At 37.0% G+C, this 19,127-nt stretch carries 22 protein-coding genes; 19 read left to right on the forward strand and 3 right to left on the reverse strand.

Going from position 1 to position 19,127, the window contains the following annotated elements; all coding sequences use genetic code 11:
- Positions 1-73 precede the first annotated feature (73 nt).
- The 9 genes from ABMA78_RS09995 to ABMA78_RS10035 all read left to right on the forward strand — a co-directional run bounded on the left by ABMA78_RS09995 (position 74) and on the right by ABMA78_RS10035 (position 8,660).
- Positions 74-1,549: a sodium/proline symporter gene (locus tag ABMA78_RS09995; protein ID WP_392859659.1), complete on the forward strand. Its 1,476-nt coding sequence runs from the start codon at positions 74-76 to the stop codon at positions 1,547-1,549.
- The gene (locus ABMA78_RS10000) at positions 1,533-2,405 is read left to right on the forward strand and encodes a mechanosensitive ion channel family protein (RefSeq protein ID WP_392859662.1); all 873 of its coding nucleotides are present in this window, start codon (positions 1,533-1,535) and stop codon (positions 2,403-2,405) included. The genes ABMA78_RS09995 and ABMA78_RS10000 overlap by 17 nt, the downstream gene beginning before the upstream one ends.
- A gap of 204 nt (positions 2,406-2,609) precedes the next feature.
- Entirely contained in the window at positions 2,610-3,569 is a 960-nt protein-coding gene (locus ABMA78_RS10005) for a LysR family transcriptional regulator (protein ID WP_392859664.1), read from the forward strand.
- Positions 3,570-3,635: 66 nt separating this feature from the next.
- Entirely contained in the window at positions 3,636-5,060 is a 1,425-nt protein-coding gene (locus ABMA78_RS10010; protein ID WP_392859666.1) for a LysM peptidoglycan-binding domain-containing protein, read from the forward strand.
- A gap of 62 nt (positions 5,061-5,122) precedes the next feature.
- A complete protein-coding gene (locus ABMA78_RS10015) occupies positions 5,123-5,413 on the forward strand; it encodes a hypothetical protein (RefSeq protein ID WP_392859668.1) in 291 nt (96 codons plus the stop codon).
- Between the two features lie 61 nt (positions 5,414-5,474).
- The gene (locus ABMA78_RS10020) at positions 5,475-6,530 is read left to right on the forward strand and encodes a hypothetical protein (RefSeq protein ID WP_103218127.1); all 1,056 of its coding nucleotides are present in this window, start codon (positions 5,475-5,477) and stop codon (positions 6,528-6,530) included.
- A 9-nt stretch (positions 6,531-6,539) separates the two neighbouring features.
- Entirely contained in the window at positions 6,540-7,424 is an 885-nt protein-coding gene (locus ABMA78_RS10025; RefSeq protein ID WP_392859671.1) for a metal ABC transporter substrate-binding protein, read from the forward strand.
- Positions 7,424-8,230 carry a metal ABC transporter permease gene (locus ABMA78_RS10030; protein ID WP_392859674.1) on the forward strand — a complete coding sequence of 269 codons (807 nt, stop codon included), beginning with the start codon at positions 7,424-7,426 and terminating at the stop codon, positions 8,228-8,230. Before ABMA78_RS10025 ends, ABMA78_RS10030 begins: the two co-directional genes overlap by 1 nt.
- A 223-nt stretch (positions 8,231-8,453) precedes the next feature.
- Entirely contained in the window at positions 8,454-8,660 is a 207-nt protein-coding gene (locus tag ABMA78_RS10035; RefSeq protein WP_392859677.1) for a cold-shock protein, read from the forward strand.
- Between the two features lie 17 nt (positions 8,661-8,677).
- Here the strand turns inward: ABMA78_RS10035 and ABMA78_RS10040 are convergent, their stop codons facing one another.
- The gene (locus ABMA78_RS10040; RefSeq protein WP_392859680.1) at positions 8,678-9,082 is read right to left on the reverse strand and encodes a hypothetical protein; all 405 of its coding nucleotides are present in this window, start codon (positions 9,080-9,082) and stop codon (positions 8,678-8,680) included.
- 108 nt (positions 9,083-9,190) lie between these two features.
- On the opposite strand from ABMA78_RS10040, the gene ABMA78_RS10045 reads away from it, so the two are divergent.
- Both ABMA78_RS10045 and ABMA78_RS10050 read left to right on the forward strand, forming a co-directional pair.
- Complete coding sequence (locus ABMA78_RS10045; RefSeq protein WP_392859683.1) at positions 9,191-9,358, forward strand: hypothetical protein; 168 nt, start codon at positions 9,191-9,193, stop codon at positions 9,356-9,358.
- Between the two features lie 7 nt (positions 9,359-9,365).
- Positions 9,366-10,817: a disulfide bond formation protein B gene (locus tag ABMA78_RS10050; protein ID WP_392859686.1), complete on the forward strand. Its 1,452-nt coding sequence runs from the start codon at positions 9,366-9,368 to the stop codon at positions 10,815-10,817.
- A 3-nt stretch (positions 10,818-10,820) separates the two neighbouring features.
- On the opposite strand, the gene ABMA78_RS10055 is transcribed toward ABMA78_RS10050, so the two are convergent.
- Positions 10,821-11,384: a peroxiredoxin family protein gene (locus ABMA78_RS10055; RefSeq protein WP_392859688.1), complete on the reverse strand. Its 564-nt coding sequence runs from the start codon at positions 11,382-11,384 to the stop codon at positions 10,821-10,823.
- Between the two features lie 62 nt (positions 11,385-11,446).
- Here ABMA78_RS10055 and rlmN point away from each other — a divergent pair, with 62 nt between their 5' ends.
- The 8 genes from rlmN to ABMA78_RS10095 all read left to right on the forward strand — a co-directional run bounded on the left by rlmN (position 11,447) and on the right by ABMA78_RS10095 (position 18,331).
- On the forward strand, positions 11,447-12,481 hold the full coding sequence (gene rlmN, locus ABMA78_RS10060; RefSeq protein ID WP_392859691.1) for a 23S rRNA (adenine(2503)-C(2))-methyltransferase RlmN: 1,035 nt from the start codon (positions 11,447-11,449) through the stop codon (positions 12,479-12,481).
- 95 nt (positions 12,482-12,576) lie between these two features.
- Positions 12,577-13,509 carry a glutathione S-transferase family protein gene (locus ABMA78_RS10065; RefSeq protein WP_392859694.1) on the forward strand — a complete coding sequence of 311 codons (933 nt, stop codon included), beginning with the start codon at positions 12,577-12,579 and terminating at the stop codon, positions 13,507-13,509.
- A gap of 10 nt (positions 13,510-13,519) precedes the next feature.
- Positions 13,520-14,386, forward strand: coding sequence for a pirin family protein (locus ABMA78_RS10070; RefSeq protein ID WP_392859697.1), 867 nt, complete (start codon positions 13,520-13,522; stop codon positions 14,384-14,386).
- Entirely contained in the window at positions 14,386-15,588 is a 1,203-nt protein-coding gene (locus ABMA78_RS10075) for a multidrug effflux MFS transporter (RefSeq protein ID WP_392859700.1), read from the forward strand. The genes ABMA78_RS10070 and ABMA78_RS10075 overlap by 1 nt, the downstream gene beginning before the upstream one ends.
- A 36-nt stretch (positions 15,589-15,624) precedes the next feature.
- Complete coding sequence (locus tag ABMA78_RS10080) at positions 15,625-16,398, forward strand: phosphatase PAP2 family protein (protein WP_392859702.1); 774 nt, start codon at positions 15,625-15,627, stop codon at positions 16,396-16,398.
- Complete coding sequence (locus ABMA78_RS10085) at positions 16,395-17,321, forward strand: hypothetical protein (RefSeq protein ID WP_392859705.1); 927 nt, start codon at positions 16,395-16,397, stop codon at positions 17,319-17,321. The genes ABMA78_RS10080 and ABMA78_RS10085 overlap by 4 nt, the downstream gene beginning before the upstream one ends.
- Positions 17,322-17,558, forward strand: a complete 237-nt coding sequence (locus ABMA78_RS10090; RefSeq protein WP_392859708.1) for a hypothetical protein — start codon at positions 17,322-17,324, stop codon at positions 17,556-17,558.
- The gene (locus tag ABMA78_RS10095) at positions 17,543-18,331 is read left to right on the forward strand and encodes a hypothetical protein (protein WP_392859710.1); all 789 of its coding nucleotides are present in this window, start codon (positions 17,543-17,545) and stop codon (positions 18,329-18,331) included. The genes ABMA78_RS10090 and ABMA78_RS10095 overlap by 16 nt, the downstream gene beginning before the upstream one ends.
- Here ABMA78_RS10095 and ABMA78_RS10100 read toward each other — a convergent pair.
- Positions 18,309-19,118: a hypothetical protein gene (locus ABMA78_RS10100; RefSeq protein WP_392859713.1), complete on the reverse strand. Its 810-nt coding sequence runs from the start codon at positions 19,116-19,118 to the stop codon at positions 18,309-18,311. The two genes, ABMA78_RS10095 and ABMA78_RS10100, sit on opposite strands and share 23 nt — an antisense overlap.
- Positions 19,119-19,127 lie beyond the last annotated feature (9 nt).

Genomic DNA, 19,127 nt, shown 5'->3' on the forward strand with positions numbered 1-19,127 from the left:
AGAGCTATCTTGTTCGCTACCGCTTTGTGTTTTTTTAGTGGATGGATAGCTATGCCAAAAAAAGGATTGTTAAATGATTGTTTACAGTTTCCTCTTTTTTTTACTCCTCTTCGTTTTGATTGGAGTTTCTTCAAGTTTAAAAAGTAAGAAAAATAATTCTGACTACCTGCTTGCAGGTCATAGTACTCCGCCATGGTTAGCGGCCCTGTCAGCTGTTGCCACTAATAACAGTGGTTATATGTTTATTGGACTTATTGGTTATACCTACACCAGTGGACTTCAGTCATCATGGGTTATGATAGGTTGGATTGTTGGTGATATTGTCATGAGTTTCTTTGTTCATAAGAAATTGAGACAGGTTACAGAAAAAGAAAATCTGCTAAGTTTTGGAGGTGTCCTTTCGAGATGGCAAAGAGGGACAAGCTTTAAAAAGTTAAGACTTCTTGTCGGAATTATCACAATCTTATTCTTGGGTGTTTATGCTGCTGCTCAGTTTAAGGCCGGCTCTAAAGCATTACACGTTCTTTTTGGATGGGATTATAGTACTGGTGCAATTATTGGTGCTGTCATCGTTTTTGCATACTGTTTATCAGGTGGAATTAGGGCATCGATTTGGACAGATGCTGCCCAGTCATTTGTTATGATTATTGCAATGGGGATCTTATTCTTTGTTGGTATTAACGAAGTAGGTGGTTATGATGCTTATGTTTCTAAGCTAAGTGCTGTATCTCCTGGCTTCTTAAGTTTTACACCAACAGGACTTAATGTTCCTGGAGGAACGGGGATTTCACTATTTATTCTTGGTTGGGTCTTTGCAGGTTTTGGTGTTGTTGGCCAACCGCATATCATGATTCGTTTTATGACAATTGATGATACTAAGAATATGAATAAGACAAGACTTTATTACTATGCGTGGTTCATCGCCTTTACTATTATGACTATTGGAGTAGGGCTTACTGCAAGACTTCTACTTCCAAATTCTGCAAATTTTGATGCCGAACTAGCACTACCTCTAATGAGTCAAAAGCTACTTCCTGAAATTCTTATTGGTGTTGTTCTAGCGGGAATCTTTGCCGCGACAATGTCGACAGCAGATTCTCAAGTTCTAAGTTGTTCAGCAGCTTTTACAAGAGATATCCTGCCGAAGAAATCAGACAATATTTATCTGACAAAAGTTGCAACTGCTGGGACGACTATTATCGCCTTGGCCGTGGCCCTCTATGGAAGTAAGAACGTATTTGAGCTCGTCCTATTGTCGTGGTCGATACTAGCAGCTTGCTTTGGTCCATTAATTTTTATCTATGCAATTGGTAAGAAGGTATCTGAAATTACGGCCATCTCGATGGTTCTCATTGGTGGAATTGTTACTGTTGTTTGGATGAACCTTGGTTACGGTGCAACGATTTATGAAGTTGCTCCTGGAATCATGGCCGGTTTAATTACATATTTTGTTCTATCTCATACGCCATTAAACGATATCGTTCCTGGTAATAAGGTTGTTGATAATAGAATGAAGAATTCAAAGCTTATAAATGAAGCCAATAGCTAACTCCTTGGTAGACTATTTATACCCGATTACCATTACCCTCCTATTCTTAGGGGGGTATTTCCTTGCTCTCTTAAATATTAGAAGAGTTCAAAAGAGAAAGCTTAAGAATATCCGTAAGAGAGATATTAGTGATGCTGTTGAAACAGACTCGCCAGTTGATGATCAAGAAAAAGAGCTAAAGTCACACGGGGTAGAAGGAATTGAAGGTCGTTTCTCATTTATGATGAGAGCTCTTCCTGTACTCTTTTTTATACTTTGGTCGCTCTTTGTTTCCATTCCTTATTTAGGGAAAATTCCAACTGTCTATGTTTCAATCATTGCTGCCATTGTTTCGGTAATTGCTGGTTTCTCCCTAAGGCCTTTTCTAGAGAACCTTTTTGCGGGTGTGATTATTTCCTTTTTTAGATCAATTAAGATCGGGGATACCGTCACTATTGATGGCCACTACGGCCTAATTGAAGAGATCGGGCTGACCTATTCAGTTGTAAAGAAGTGGAATTGGGTAAGGCTTGTTATCCCAAACTCTAAGTTACTTCAAAAAGAGATACAAAACTTCACCATGAATGATCACTTTGTATGGACCCATATTGAGTTCTATGTTGCGCCAAACTCAGATCTCAAGTTAGTTCGTGAAATTGCACATCGAGTGGCAAAGAAGTCTGATTATTTTTGTGATGTTGAAGAGCCAACAATGTGGGTGATGAAATTAGAAAAGGACGCCATTGAGTGCTGGTTGGCCGCTTGGGCAGAAAACCCTAGTGATGCATGGGAGCTTCGAAATGATATGCGTACTCAGCTCTATATCGAGTTGCAAAGTGCACAGATTGAATTTCATAAGCTCAATATTAAAAGTTAAGAACGACAAGAGGTTGATATGATGAATTTAATTAATAAGATTTTTGAACACGTTATAAAAATGATCCTTTTCATTTTAAATCAGGTTTTTCCACTTTCTTCCGAGTCTTAAGCAGTTATGCGCCTTAAGGGATATTCGGTTTTTGCTAATTGGTGATGGACTTGTTAAGGTAAGGAGCAAAGTTAAATGAATCGAGGAATATGCTTGGAAAAACTAAAAGATATCAATTGGAATCATCTCTACTGTTTTTATGAAGTGGCCAAAGTTCAATCACTTAAAAAGGGTGCTGAAATTATCGGTACATCTTCACCAACTCTTAGTGAGCAACTTAAGCGTCTTGAAAATAAATTCAATATGAAGCTCTTTAATCGTAGTTCAAAAGGTCTATCTTTGACTCCGGAGGGGCAGCAATTATTTGAGAGAACTAAAGGTATCTTTGAAGAGGGAAGTAAACTTCTTGAGCACTTCTCTGAAGATGTTGTGGGTGGCTATCCTGTATCAATTGGAATTGAAGAGACGATCTCTTATGATCTTGCAACTGAATTTGCTTCTCAGTACTGGGACCTTTATACAAAGTATGGAACAGTAAATACCATCCGACAGGGCGATCACGACGTACTTGTGGATAATATTCTTCACGGAAATATCGACTGGGGGATCTCTCTTAGAAAGCCCAAGAGAAAGAGTTTAAATGTTGCTGAAATTGGCTCCTTTGAAATTGTCTTTTGTTGCTCAACAGAACTCTATGATAAATTTAGAGATGAAAAAGACTTACTGGTAAATATTCCATTTGCAGAAAGTAATTGGGATAAGAACCTTAATCGCATCATCTATCAGCACTTAAGAAAAAATGGTGTGATACCAAAAGAGAAAGTTTATAGCGATCATATCGACTTTGTTCATAAACTTTGTCTAAGAGGCCGCTGTGTCATGTTCTTACCAAAGAATCCATTAGAAGAATATTTGGGATTAAAAACTTTCCACTTAGGTGAACCAATTCGTATGTCACTCTATGCTATATGGAAGAAGTCTGATGAAGGACTGATTTCTATCCGTAAGCTGCAAGAACTCTTTCAGTCAAAGCTGTCAAATGTGCCGGATCGTTACGAAGATGTGGATCTACAGATCGAAGTTTCTGATGTTTCCGATGACTTACTAAACTAGATTCGGAAAATTCTAATTTGATTCAGAGTATATTTAAAATCATACAAATTCCCGTAGAATTTTCGTATGAAAAAAATTAACTCTCTGAATTCAATTAAGTACTTATCAATTATAATTCTTTCAATAACTCTTCTCTCATGTGCTTCACCTGAGAAGGAGAGTGTTGGTCAGGCCCCTGCTGGTAGTAACACCATTTCATATCAAGATGAAGATAGCATCAAGCATGAAATGGAGCTCTATCAAAATGAGCGAGTCCAAAAATGGATCAATTACTTTGCTGTCAAAGACCGTGTTCGATTTGAGCAATTCATTAAAAAAGGAATGTATTACAAAGAAGTTATACAAACAGTTCTTGAAGAAGAGGAACTTCCTTATCAACTCTATTATCTACCATTAATTGAAAGTGGTTATAATAAAACCGCCCTTTCACATGCTGGTGCTGTAGGGCCTTGGCAATTTATTAAAGCAACTGGAAAGCGTTATGGGCTTGCTGTGAACCGAGTAGTCGATGAGAGGCGAGACCCTGTCCACAGTACAGAGGCCGCAACAAAGTATCTAAAGGATCTCTATACTGTTTTTAATTCGTGGGAACTTGCTATTGCTGCCTATAATTGTGGTGAGCTGAGAGTTCTACGTGCCATTATGAAGGGAAGAACTCGTGACTTTTGGGAGTTAGCTGATCGTAAACTACTTCCTAGAGAGACTAGAAATTATGTTCCTAAGTTCTTGGCAGCGGCCTATGTCGGAGAAAACTTAGCAAAGTTTGGCTTTGATGAAGAGATCATTGCAGAGTCACCAACTTATCCTGATTTAAAATTAGTCGAAGTTCCTGGTGGAGTTCATATTAAAGATGTTGCAAAACATTTTAATATTGAGAGAGAGGAGATTGAAAAAATCAATCCTGCTCTAAAGTATAAGCGTACGCCAAATTGGATTAAACAGTATGCGATTTGGCTTCCAAGAAAAGATTATCAAAATATTAAAGAGATTCAAAATAAACTTGCCAGTAGTCGTCAGTGGGGAAAGCTTAACTCATTTCCAACTCATTACCGTGTGAGAAGAGGAGACTCTCTAACAAAGATTTCTCGTCGCTACAAAGTCTCACTTAATCGTCTAAAGCGTATTAATAATTTAAAAAGTAGTCGTATCTATCCAGGTCAAAGATTGGCCCTTCGAGCTAATGAGTATAAGGGTGTTGTTGGAAAGAAGTTCTACTTTGTTAAAAAGAATGATTTCCTAGGGCGAGTTGCAAGACGTTATGGCCTAAGTGTTTCTTACTTGCGAAGGCTAAATGGAATTCATGGCAATAATATTTACGTTGGTCAAAAGCTTGATGTGACTAAGGGCGTGAGAGTTTTTCACTATCGTGTTAAGAAGGGAGATAACCTAACACGTATTGCCAAGCTCTATAATACAACGACCTTCCAAATTAGAAAGAGGAACTCGTTAAGGTCTAGTAATCTCTATATTGGGCAGATGCTAAGTATCTAAATAGATTGTTTTGTTAAAAAAAAACAAGACATTCTAAATTTAGTCTTGCTAGTATTGAGTTAATGCAGAGATTTTTTAGATTCATATTTGCGGCAACTTTTCTTGTAAGCTTTCTTACAGCGAGCCTGCATTTTCATGAAAATGAGCATGAGACTAGTAAGTTAGATCAAGCTTGCCATTTCTGTATTAAAGTTTCTCAATTCAAATATGATGCTAGTAATTCTGATTTCTCTGAAGAACTTGAAGCAAGTTTTCTTTTTCTCGTTACAGATCGTTATCAGACCCTAGTCGGTCACACATTACAATCTCTATCTATTCAAACAGCTCCTCGAGGGCCACCAACTCATTGTTAATTTAATTACATTCACTTTTTATTTTTTAAATTTAATTAATTAATTTTCAATGAGGTTTATTTTGAAAAACTTATTTTATATTTCTATTTTATTACTAGGCTCAAACACTTTTGCGCAATCTCTTTCTGACAATTCAAGAGGCAATGGGTTTAATCCTGCCATCGGTTTAAATGCTTTAACTATCTATAAAAACTCGTCTCGTGATAATGATCACGATGGATTTTCTCTACAAGAAGCAGAGCTTCAGTTTAGTGCAGATGTTGATGCATACTTTAGAGCTGAGGCGACTTTTGCTGTTCACAAGGAACATCATGAAGAGGGTGGCGAGGAAGAGCATGGTTATGCATTTGAGCCTGAAGAAGTATTTGCTGAAACAATTTCAATTCCTGATTTTACAGTAAAGTTAGGGAAGTTCTATGCCCAATTTGGTAAGTACAATATGGTACATACTCACGCTCAGCCATTCATTTACCGTGGTCTTGTTCAAGAGTATATGTTTGGAGAAGAAGGACTAAATGAAGTTGGTGTAAGTGTATCATATCTAGCGCCACTGCCATGGTATAGTGATTTAACTGTTCAGTTTCTTCAGCCAACAAATGAAGAATTATTTGTTGAAGATCCACACTCGATCACTACAGTCGCTAACCTAAAAAACCTTTGGGATTTATCTGAGTCACTAACTCTAGAGTGGGGTCTTTCAGGTCTTTATTTTGAAGAACAAGCTGAGAAATCAACTGTCCTAGGAACAGACTTAACATTAAAATGGCGTCCAGTTAAAAAAGGTAAGTATTCGTCATTTGTTTGGTCAACTGAGTTTATCCACAAAGATGTTCAGGGAACAAACGAAGTTAAAAATGGTGGTTATTCGACATTCTTACGTTATCAATTTGCACCACGCTGGTTTGCTCAAGCACAATATGAATTCCTAGGTGTTGCTAAGGATGAGTCAATTGCAGATCAAAATGCATATACTGCACTTTTAGCATTTGTTCCTACTGAATTCTCAGCTGTAAGAATGCAATACGATGAAATTCATGATGGTGAAGATCGTCCTGAAAAAAGAGTAAGTCTTCAGTTAAGCTTTAGTATCGGTGCCCACCCGGCACACCAGTACTAGGTCGCTAAAATGAAGTCAATTCTTATAGGGTTGTTACTTGTTCTAGGTATGAGCTCTTACGCTCAATTGAGAATTGTAACAACGACGACAAATTTAGCAGATATTGCAAAAAAAATTGGTGGAGAGAGTGTGAGTGTACACTCTCTTGCTAAAGGTACTCAAGATCCTCACTTCCTAGAAGCAAAACCTAGCTATACTTTTAAAGTTGCTAAGGCCGATCTGTTAATTAGTATCGGTGCGGGCCTAGAAGTCGGTTGGCTCCCGCTTGTTGTTAGAGGAAGTCGCAATCCAAAAGTTCGTATCGGACAAGAAGGAAGACTTGAAGCATACGCTCTTGTGAAACTAACAGATGAGGTTAAGGGGAAGCTAACGCGTGCTCATGGTGATGTTCATCCGGAAGGAAATCCTCACTTTATGCTTTCACCGAGTAAGGCCCTAGAAGTTGCGAAGGGAGTTCGTGATCGATTCATTAAGTTAGATGAAAGTAATAGGCAGGCTTACGAAAATAATTACATAGCATATGAAAAACGCACTAAAGAATTGATAAAAGATCTTAGCGCCAAGATTAAGAAAGGAACTAAGATTATAACGTTTCACCGTACGCTAACTTATTTTTTAGATGAATTTGGGATTCAAGTTCAAAATGTTCTTGAACCTAAGCCAGGAATACCTCCTACGGCATCTCATATAATCACTGTTATTAAAGAGATGAAGAAGGAAGGGATTCGTCACATTTTAGTGGAAAACTATTTTGATGATAGTGTGGCAAAGAGAATTCGTACAACGATCAAAGATGTAAAGATTAGAAATGTTCCTGTTGCAGTCGATGGTAGCTCTGAGGCCCGTGATATTTTCTCTCTTTATAATATTCTCGCTAAAGCACTGGAGGATTAGTGGAAGTAATTTCTTTTTTAGCTGCACCGTTTGTCATGTGTTTAATTTTAGTGGGAATTCACTGCTACTTAGGACTTCATGTTCTAAGAAGGGGTGTGATCTTTGTCGATCTCTCACTTGCACAAGTTGCAAGCCTTGGTTCAACGGTCGCCTTACTCCTGCATCTTGATCACCATAGTGGGCTTAATTACTTTGTTTCATTAGGCTTCACTTTTGTGGCCGCAGCGTACTTTGCTTGGGCCAAGAAGTTTGAAAAGTATATATCACAGGAAGTCTTAATTGCTTTAGTTTATGCTTTCGCTTCTTCTGCTGTCATACTTGTCGTAAACATGATGGCCCATGGTGCAGAACATATTAAAGAAATACTTATTGGAAAAATATTATGGGTAACTTGGGCCGATGTTATTAAAACCGGTGTTATTTATAGTATTGTTGCTACAATTCACTATATATTCAGAAAACAGATCCTAAGATCTACGCTTGATAAAAATAATAGCTCTGCTTTTTGGGACTTTATTTTCTTTTCTCTTTTTGGTGTTGTCATAACATCATCTGTTGGTATTGCAGGAATATTACTTGTGTTTTCATTCTTGGTCGTACCGGCCCTTATTAGTACTTTACTCTCTCATAGTATTAGATCTCAACTTTTAATTGGTTGGGGTATAGGGTTAGTTTTAAGCTTATTGGGAATGGCATTGAGTTATTTCTACGATCTTCCAGCTGGTGCAATTATTGTGGTAGTCTTTACGATTGTTCCAATTGTACTGCTACCACTTCTTGTTAAAATAAAAATGAGTCGCACTTAATAAGGTGCGACTTCTTTAAATTGCCTTTTCTTAGGTCAAGTCAATTCTTATTAAAATCGAAAACAATCTTGTCTTATAACTGGAGAAGATGTTTAAAATTCTTTCAATTTGAAAATCTTAACTTATTTTAAATTCTCAAATCTCGTTGTATTGGCGATAACTTTTCTATTGTTAATTTAGTTCCCGGCAACTGATTGTCGGTATTGGAAAAATAGGGAAGATTATGAATACAGAGCAAACAGGTAAAGTTAAATTTTTTAATGAAACAAAGGGTTTTGGGTTTATTAAACCAGATAGTGGAGAAGGTGATTTATTTGTCCATATCTCAGCTATTGAAAGTGGCAATAAGTTAAATAATAACGATAAAGTAACTTATATGCTTGGGGAAGGTAAGCGTGGACCTTGTGCAACTCAAGTTAAAAAAGTTTAATTTTTTGAGAGGGACATTTATTGTCCCTCTACTACCTTACATGACCAGTCAAATGAATGAACTCCATAGTCTGGAATCCTAACGAATGCCCAAATATTTCCGTCAATTCCACCAACCACATGATCAAGTCTGATTCTAAAACTTCCAGTGGTAAATGATTCAACTTTTGCATCATATTTTGGAATATAATTTACCTTTTTACGGTAAGAAAACTCTCTGTTTTGATTTACATCTTCAACAAATACCTCAATCTCATGAAAGAGTGGACCTCGTCCAAAACGAGACTGATGAATAATTGCATCTGTCACAACAGAACTCTCATCGTAGTTTACACAGTGATATAGTGGTTGTGATTTAGCACCAAATTTTGCAAGTGATACAGTTGAAATAAGCATTAGAAAAATTAGCTTAGTACTTCTCATTACTACTCCTTTAGTCGTCTCTTTATTTTACTTCATGGCCAAATTTAAGGGAATTTAACTTAGCTAAGTTTTTATTAAATCCGAATCGAGCTTATAGAAGGAGATTTTATGGAATTTTTAGAAATAATACTGTTAATAATTGCCGGTTTTCTCGTGTGGAAAAGACCGCAAAACCAGAAACAAGCAGAAAAGTTTCTCTATAGTGCGACTTTTTTGATGTTGTTTGTCTGGTTTGTCGCAACTAAGTCGATGATTCTTCCTCCTGGAAATTACTGAGATGCCTATGACTGATAAATCTGAGCGCTTTTACAATGTCGTTGCCTTAGCATCGATGGCCCTGATTCTCTTGCCCGTTGGAATTGCCTGTGTGATATTAGGTTTTGGCCTCGGAGATAATCCCTGCATTCTATGCTGGCAGGAGAGGGCCGCTCTTATGTTTGTTACATTAACAACTCTCTTTATTATGCGCTACGGACTCAGACCAAAATATCTTGGACTTTTGATATTTTATTCAACGATTGGCATTTTTATGGCCCTAAGGCATACGGGAGGACATTTCTTACGGGATATAGGCCAAGGCTTCGCACTTGAAATCTTTGGATTACACACTTACACTTGGGGTGTTGTTATCTTTTGGTCAATTCTTCTCATCCTCTCCATCGTTCTTTTCTTCTTTGGTAATAACCTTGTCGATAATGAAGATGGTGAAGTTCGCTACCTCAGTAGGTTTCAATCGTTGGCCTTCGTTTCTTTCTTTGTCATCTTATTTTTTAATTCGATTCAAGCGTTTACTCAAGTCGGGCCACCTCCTTTCATCGGACATAGTGATCCTGTGAGGTTTTCATGGACTCCAAAGAACTGGGATTGGTCGACTAAGAATTGGAATGGGCTTCTTAAGCCTTTTAGTCTGAGAGGAAATTACTCTGTTGAAAAGCCTTATTTTAAACATGATGTAAGAAGAAAAATTGCCATGTTTCAAAGTGGGGATGATTTAGTTAAGGTTAAGGATATCACTCTTCCAAGTAATATAAGGGGAGAGGTTAGAGATATCGACTATCATGTTGAATCTAAGCTTTTTGCCATTGTAACGGATAAGTTTTATCTGTATCTATTAGACGAGAAATTAGAAAATATTCTCTATTATGTTCGTATTGATCCACTCTATAGTATCGATATTAAATCTCTTGTGGGTGTAAGTTTTATCAGTCCAAAACGAATCATGTTAATAGGTTTTAATAAATCTTTCGTTATTATTCGAATAAATGACAGGGCCAAGATTGTGGATCAGTATGCGGGGTTCTTGGAAGGAAGCAATGGTATTGAAGAAAAGAGTCGCGGACGTTTATCAAGCGTTCGTTCAAAATACGCTTATATCAGATGTCTTGCCTATGATAAGAAAACTCAAGAATTAGTGATTCTCTCAATCCCAAATGAAAAAAATAATAGAGTTATTGCCACAAGATTCTCAACCACCGATTTTCTTTTAAATAGTGAAAGAGAAATCTTTATTGATGACAATGACTTAGGTCCTGTTGTCTCTAGTCTCAAGGTTATCGATTCTATTTTATTTGGATTGGATCCAAATAGTAATGAAATACTTATTCTTGATAATGAATTTGCAGCTTTCTCTGGTGCCATAAAATTACCAAAAGGAAACTTTCAGGCACTGGCCGTTTATAAAAAAGATCAGTTCGTTCTAGTGGAAGGAAGAATCGCAACTTTCTTTTCAAAATAGAACTTACTCAAGTGCTGCCAAAATATCATCATTCTTCGTTCGATCTTTATATTCTTTATGGATATCTTGATAAGTGATCTTTGCATTCTTGATAACAAAGACCGCTGGATGTGCGACCATGTGATGAGTTTGACCTGAATCTCCTTCAATATCAATTTTGTATGATTGCTTATACTTTTTAACAAGTTTATCATCGAGTTTATTGACGATATTAAAGGCCAAAAGTAACTCCGCCTTAGGGTCTGAGACGATATCAAAAGTGTATTGATATTTCTTTTGCATTTTCTTTGCGATGATTTTTTGATCGACACTAATGGCAACTACTTTAGAGTTTTTATCGAGTTTTGGCATAATCTCTTTCTGAATACTTTGAAGCTGCTTCATACAATATGGACACCAAGAGCCACGGTAGAATATGAGAACTGTTTTCTTATCCATATCATCGAGAATGATTTCTTTGCCTTCGATATTTTTAATTTCGATATTAGGGGACTTCATACCTACGCCAAGGCCTAGTTCTTGGGCTAAAGTAAGAATTGAAAATAAACTAATTAATAAAACTTTCATTATTGACCCCTTTTGCCTCTTTGGCATGGACTATATGTGTTAATTCTTATAATGTGAGGTTTGTGAAGCAGTCATTTTTTCAACTTACATTCAATGAGTTACAACAGTTATTGGAACAAAACGGCCTCAATGTCTCGGCCGCTAATCTTCTTTATAATTGGTATTATAAAAGAAAAAATGAATACAGCAATTCCATTACTGATATTGCCAAGGGTACTCTTTCTTTTATCGAAGATAATTTCAACTTTATTTTACCTAAGGCCGTAAAAGTTCAACAGGCCGAAGATAAGACGGTAAAATTTCTATTTGAATTATCTGATGGTTCTAAAGTTGAAAGTGTTCTAATTCCATTTAATAAGAAATACTCAATCTGCCTTTCTTCGCAAGTTGGCTGTGCCATGAAGTGCTCTTTTTGTTTTACTGGAACACAGGGGCTAAAGAGAAACCTCTCGGCAGCAGAAATTATTGGGCAATTTTTAGGGGCCTGGCATTGGCTAAGAGAGAATCGCCCGGGTGAAGAGAGAATTCTTAATATTGTTTTTATGGGGCAAGGTGAGCCTCTTCATAATTTCGATGAAGTTAAGAAGGCATGTGATATTTTTACATCTCAATATGGAACTTCTATTGGCCACCAAAAAATCACAATATCGACGAGTGGCTATATCCCAGGGTTAAAAAGATGGAAGGATGAAATTCCTGGAGTTAACTTGGCCCTATCTCTGCACTCGCCATTTGATGAGATCAGAAATGAACTAATTCCAATCAATAGAAAGTATCCATTAGAAGAAGTTCTCGACTATATCGATGGAATACCTCTACGTCATAAACAATTTGTGACTTATGAGTATCTCATTATTAAGGACTTAAATGATCGCCAAGAAGATGCTGTGGCCTTAGGGCAACTACTTAAGGATCGACGTGCATTAATCAATCTTATCCCATTTAATGAATTTCCAGGAACCCAGTATAAGAGGCCAGCGCTAGAAAGTGTTAATGAATTCAAGCTGGTTTTAGAAGAGTATAAGATACCAACAATGGTACGTACCACTAAGGGTGACGATGTTCTTGCGGCCTGCGGTCAGCTTAATACTAAATGATCTATAAATAGTACATCTCGATCAGGTAAATGATCTTTTAATCGATCTATTTGTTCGTTATTCTGTACCCGTATTAATCAAACAAAGGATTAAGTATGGGACGTTTAGTCGATGGAAAGTGGATCAATTCTTCAGTCATTACGAGTGACGAAAGTGGGGCCTATGATCGTGTACCTCGATCATTTAGAGAGACAATAAGTAGTAACCACCCAAAGTTCCAACCTGAAAGTGGACGCTACCACCTCTATGTTAGCTATGCTTGTCCATGGGCACACCGTACACTTATCTACCGCAAGTTAAAGTCACTCGAGTCTCATATTGGAGTCAGCGTTGTTTCTCCTGATATGTTAGAGATGGGCTGGAGCTTTGATAAGTCATATGAAGGTGCAACGGGTGATGAGTTATATGGACTAAATCATTTGCAAGAACTCTACTTAAAGGCCGACCCTAAGGTTAGCACAACTGTTACAGTACCAGTGCTTTGGGATAAGAAAACTCAGTCAATTGTTAATAATGAGTCATCTGAAATTATTCGCATTTTTAATAATGAGTTTAATGATCTTACAGGAAACCTTGATGACTTTTACCCAAAAGAGTTAGCGAAGAAAATTGATGAGCTTAATGATTTTATTTATCCCGATATCAATAATGGTGTTTACCGAAGTGGCTTTGCAAAAACTCAAGAAGCATATGAAGTAGCAGTAAAAAAACTATTCTCATCTCTAGATCGTGTGGAAGAAATACTTGAAGGTCAAAAATTCTTATTAGGGGATAGGTTAACTGAAGCAGACTTAAGACTAATTCCTACTTTACTAAGATTTGATTGTGTTTATGTGACCCATTTTAAATGTAATCTTAAGCGCATTAAGGATTATAAGAATCTCTCTCGCTATGTAAGAGATCTTTATTCAATTGATGCAATTAAAGAAACGACAAATATTGATCATATTAAAAGACACTATTTCTATAGTCATGATGATTTAAATCCATATCGTATTATTGCCCTAGGGCCGAGCGAAATTTTTTAAGGATAAATAAATGAAAGAAAAAGCGATAAAGTATATTTTAAACCCACCTGAAAAACATTGGGTAGGAAATGGTTTTCACGTCCATACAATGTTTCATCCAGGTTATGATATCTATTACTACACGACTCCGTTTTTAATGATGGACTTTGCAGCTCCAAAGAAGTTTTCTTCAACCCAAACAAAGAGAGGTGTAGGAGAGCATCCTCACCGTGGATTTGAGACTGTCACTTTTGCCTTTGAAGGTGAAATTGAGCATCGTGACTCTGCTGGCGGTGGAGGCATTATTGGTAGCGGTGATGTTCAATGGATGACGGCCGCAAGCGGTGTTGTTCACGAGGAATTTCATTCTCAGAAATTTGCTCAGGAAGGTGGTCTTTTTGAAATGGTGCAATTGTGGGTAAACCTACCTAAGAAAGACAAGATGACAGCTCCTCGCTATCAGGGAATAAAAGGAGAGCTTTTTCCAGTGATTAACCCAACGAATGATGTTGAACTGAAATTAGTTGCAGGAAAATATGCAGGTAAAGTTGGGCCTTGTCAGACCTATACACCAATAAATCTTATTCAAACAAAAATGCAAAAGAATTCTAACTTCCTACTTTCATTAGAGGATAAAACAAACTTACTTGTTCTCGTACGAAAAGGAAGTGTTGCAGTAAATGGTAATCAAGTTAACGAACACCAATTAGTGATCTTTGAAAGGGATGGCCAAGAGGTTGAGTTATCAAGTAATGTAGGCGCAGAGCTGTTGATCTTAAATGGTGAGCCTATTGATGAGCCAGTCTTTTCACATGGCCCTTTTGTGATGAATACAAGAGATGAGATCGTACAAGCTTTTGAAGATTATCAATCAGGAAAAATGGGACATTTAAGCTAGTGGATTTATCAGTAGAAGAAGTTGAAAAAAAAATAGGCCGTCGTGAATTTATCACTCTTATGGCCGCTCTTATGTCATTTGCTGCGTTATCAATTGATGCAATGTTGCCGGCACTTAATTTAATTGGTCAAAGTTTAGGAGTACAAAATCCTAATGATAACCAGATGATTATTTCTTTTATTTTCTTAGGGATGGGAGTCGGACAACTCTTCTTTGGCCCAATCTCTGATGCAATAGGAAGAAAGCCTGCCATGTATATTGGGATTGCTATTTTCTTTATTGGCGGACTTATTTCTTTAAACGCACATACTTTTACAATGATGTTAGTTGGCCGCTTTACGCAAGGTCTAGGAGCTGCATCGGCAAAGATTATTTCAACAGCAATGGTTAGAGATCGTTTTAGCGGTAAGCTCATGGCCAAGACGATGTCTTTAATTATGATCATCTTCGTCCTCGTTCCCGCTCTTGCTCCGACTATTGGGCAAGTGATTCTTAGCTTTGGGGGATGGCGCGATATCTTTCTAATTATGCTTGTTATTGCTGTTATCTGTCTTACTTGGTTTACGCTAAGACAAGAAGAGACACTACATGAAGAGTATCGCAGGCCTCTTTCATATAAGAAGATTAAGGATGCTGCAATTGAGACCCTTAGTCATCCTGTTACAATTAGCTACACACTTGCTTCAGGATTAGTATTTGGAGCATTTATTGGTTATTTAAATACTTCTCAACAAATTCTACAAATTAAGTACGGACTAGGAGAGGACTTTCCTTTGGCCTTTGGTGTGCTTGCTTCATTTATTGGACTGTCATCATTCTTAAACTCTAGACTTGTTGAAGAGTTTGGCATGAAGAAATTATGTCGTCTTGCTTTAACGACAATTTCTTTAATCGCCATTACATTTAATATCATTCTATTCTTTACTGGAGGACTACCTCCATTCTTTCTCTTTTATGGCTTTCTACTTCTGAGCCTTTTTAGCTTTGGTCTTCTCTTTGGAAATTTCATTGCACTGGCATTAGAGCCAATGGGCCATATTGCAGGAACTGCAAACTCTGTCGTTAGCTCTGTTCAGATTATCATTTCTGCGACAATTGGTGGGCTAATCGGACAATTGTATAGCGGTGATGTGACACCAATTGCATTGGGCTTTTTGATTTGTAGTACTCTTTCTTTATTTATTGTCCTTAAAGTAAAATAAATAGACGAATTAGGTGAATTTTGTTTTCATTAATAGATGTTAAAAGCATTTATTACTTTTCTATTTCTTACCTTAAGTACCCAGGCCTTTGTTGCTCCTTCTGAGCATATTAGAAAGTCTAAATGGGATATTTCTCCCATTCAAATTCAATTCATGTCGGCCTTCTTTGCTCTAGAGCTAATTACTTATTCGATTATTTCACCTTCCTTTGTTAAGACAGACTTTGAAGGGGGAGATTATGATTATAATGAAGATGACCTCTCTGTGCCGAAGTGGTTATATGAGTTGGGAAATCATGGCCCTGAGCTACTAACTGCCGGAATGTATGGTTACTATCTATTTGGTCGTGATGAGTTTGCCCTTGAAAAAGCATTTGTTTTTACTGAGTCGATGCTTATTTCCCAAGGGATAACATTTGGTATTAAGTATACTGCCAACAAAGAAAGGCCTGATAGCTCAAATTATCTTTCATTTCCAAGCGGTCACACAACTCATGCCTTCGCTGTAGGGATGTGGATGAGTAAGGATATCTTTAATAGTAAAAGATTTCATCGCAACTACTTAGTTGCCTCACTCCCTCTCGTTTACGCAACTTATATTGGGTGGAGTCGAATCGATGCAAAGAAACACAGCTTTCGAGATGTTTCTATGGGGGCATTTATAGGTGGTCTAACTAGTTATCTCATGTATGACTTTCACTTTGATGATAAAGGGCAATACCGCTTTAATAGTAAGAGCAATATTGTCGTTGCTCCTTCTGTTGATATTATCAATGAGCGCTATGCTCTAAGTTTTGGAATGATGTTATGAAGTATTTATTAGTTTATTTAATAGCATTCTCTGCTTTTGCGGTTAACCGCTTAGACTATTTGTATCGTTTCCCAAATAAGGGCAAGAGTGTTCTAACGTATTCGCTCTATTGGTCACTTGATGAAATGGAGTTTGATAATAGAAGTGCTGGGCTTGAAGAGTTCTTTGAGGTGGATCGCTCGGTTCTCGTTGCGGGCCTTGAATACCGCTATGCTTTCTCTGATAAATTCTTAGCGGCCTTTAGTACACATGCAGAAATAGCTGACTTTGAAACTCATCTTGAAAACGAACTGGATGAAGAGACTCCAGAGGAGAGTCCTTTTGGAATTTATGATCCTGCAATTGAGTTAAGATATCGCTTTATCGATAAGGATGAAGTGTTCTTTGATGTCAGCACAAAAGTTGTTTGGGGGGCGACAAACTCCGGGAAAACACCATTAAGTAGGACTGTTAGCCCATTTGATGGCCAGGACTATTATCAGATTAATGCGATAGCAGGTATTGATTTTAATACTTTCTACTTAATGAGCTATGTTGGTGCATTTTTTTATAATGGTGGTATTAATCAATTTGAATTTGGTAATGAAAATCTAAAGGCCGAGGATAGTCATCAAGTTGTCATTGGATTTCAAGGACAAATTGATCTTTCTCAATACTTCAAAGCAAGCTTAGGGATGTCGTTCTTATCTGCGGATACTTTCACTCTAACTGGGCAGTCGCAAAGAGTTAATGTTGAGAAATCAACTCAACAAAACTTTTTTCTTAAGTTTGATTATCTGAAATATGAAGATAGAATTGGAATACTAACTTTTAAAGTTAATCAAAGAATTGATCGCTACGACTTACAAGTTGATAATAGTGATCTCTATGTGGCGGATAATTCTTATTTAGATTTTATTTTTCAAGTGGAGAAGTGGTTTTAAATGAAATTCTTGCTTTGTTTTCTATTCTCCTTTCTATTTCTTTTGGGTTGTTCTGAATTTGTGATTCGAAGAAAACCGAATACTTGTCTGACGAGTAAAAAGTATCCCGAAGTTTACCAAGTTATGCGACAATGGGGATGGGATGTATGGCTAAAAGAAACTGGGATTGAAAATGCACCTACATTTCGCTACACAAACGATTCTAAGTGGAAGGAAGTTGAGTGTCCAAAAGAATAACTATTATCTCTCTTTTTTTATCATTATTCTTTCTTGCCAGTTGTAGCTACCGTGAAGTTATACTCAAGAAAGCACCGGATTTCTTAAGTGAAAAGATTGATGATTATCTTTCCCTTGATGACGAACAAGAAAAAGAATTACGTATCAAGGTAACAAATGCTTTCTTTGAGCATCATAAGGAAGTCCTTGAGTTAAAGAACCTCGTTGAAAATTATCAGGTTGAGAAAGACTCTCTTAAAGAAGCAATCGTTAAGGGATATCCTCCTTATGCCCGAATTATGAAGAAGGTTAATAAAATATCGATTGAAGTCTTATCAAACCTTAACTTTGAACAAAGGCAGAAGCTTGTAAAGAGGCGCATCGATGATCGTAAGGAATATGAAGAAAGCTATGAACAAAGAGGCGTCAAGCGTCTTGAGAATGTCTTTGGGAAGCTCTCTAGTAATCAAGTTAAGCTAGTTAATGACTTTGCAAAGGAGTATAAGAGTACTCGAGTGGAAGGTAGCAGCTGGCATCAGGACTTTATTAAGGCCTTGAATCTAAAAGAACAAAAAGCTTATCAGAATTTTTTAAAAAAGAATTTCCAAGATATTGTTTCTCTAAATGAAGTCTTAAAGCAAAATAAGTCATTCTTTAAATTCTTTGATAAATTTTCAAAGACATTGAGTAAGGAGCAAATTACTCAATTCAATAAAAAGAGAAGGGACTTGCTAAATTGGATCGATCTTTATTTGAAAATCTATCAAGCACCTATAATTCGTAGCGCACCCTAGCCACTAGCGAATTATTTCCAAAATTTAATTCTCCTCCAACTTCAGCATCAAATACATCTGATGTTTCCTCCATATCAACTTTTAACTTAAAGGCCTCAAAGCCAAGGCCAACTGAAAATCTCTTGTAGAATTGATAATCAATAAATAGATTCGTTGCGATAATGCTTCCGGTATAATCTCCGATTTGAATATAGAAGATATTAAACTCATTTGAGAGAGTCCACTTTGGTGTAATCTTAACTTCTGATTTTAGCTGAAAAGTTGGCAGGGGTGCAATGAAATCACTTTGAGTTTGGGTTTTTCCTGTTTCTCCAATTGCAAACTTTAGAGGCATTATATAGAAACCAATACCGGTTGAGATATTGACCCTCTCATCTAGAAAGAAGGAATAAGAGTAGGCAAGTCGGATTATATCAAAGTTTAGGAGTGTATCGACAGATGTCCCAGCATTAATAATGATTTCATTATTATCTTTGTCCACATATTTTATGTCTTGATCGAGAACTCTTCGCGCACTTCTGTGCTGACTATACCAACCTGTTGATAAGGCGTGCCTCTTGTTCTTACTAAAGCGCCATTCATAACTTAAACGTACTGAAGATTGTGTATCATCAAGTCCAAGAGTGTCTTCGGTGCTTAAAATAAACGCCCCTAAGGATTTCTTTCCAACCTGTATTGTTGTGTCGTGATAGGTATAACCAAGTCCAAGAGAGAAGCGGTGAGTACTCCATTCTCCATAAGAAAATAGAGGGATAAATAAGAGGATGATTACTAAGGTTTTATACATAAAAACTCC

This window comes from Halobacteriovorax sp. RZ-2 (genome assembly GCF_043196685.1).
Classification (GTDB): domain Bacteria; phylum Bdellovibrionota; class Bacteriovoracia; order Bacteriovoracales; family Bacteriovoracaceae; genus Halobacteriovorax_A.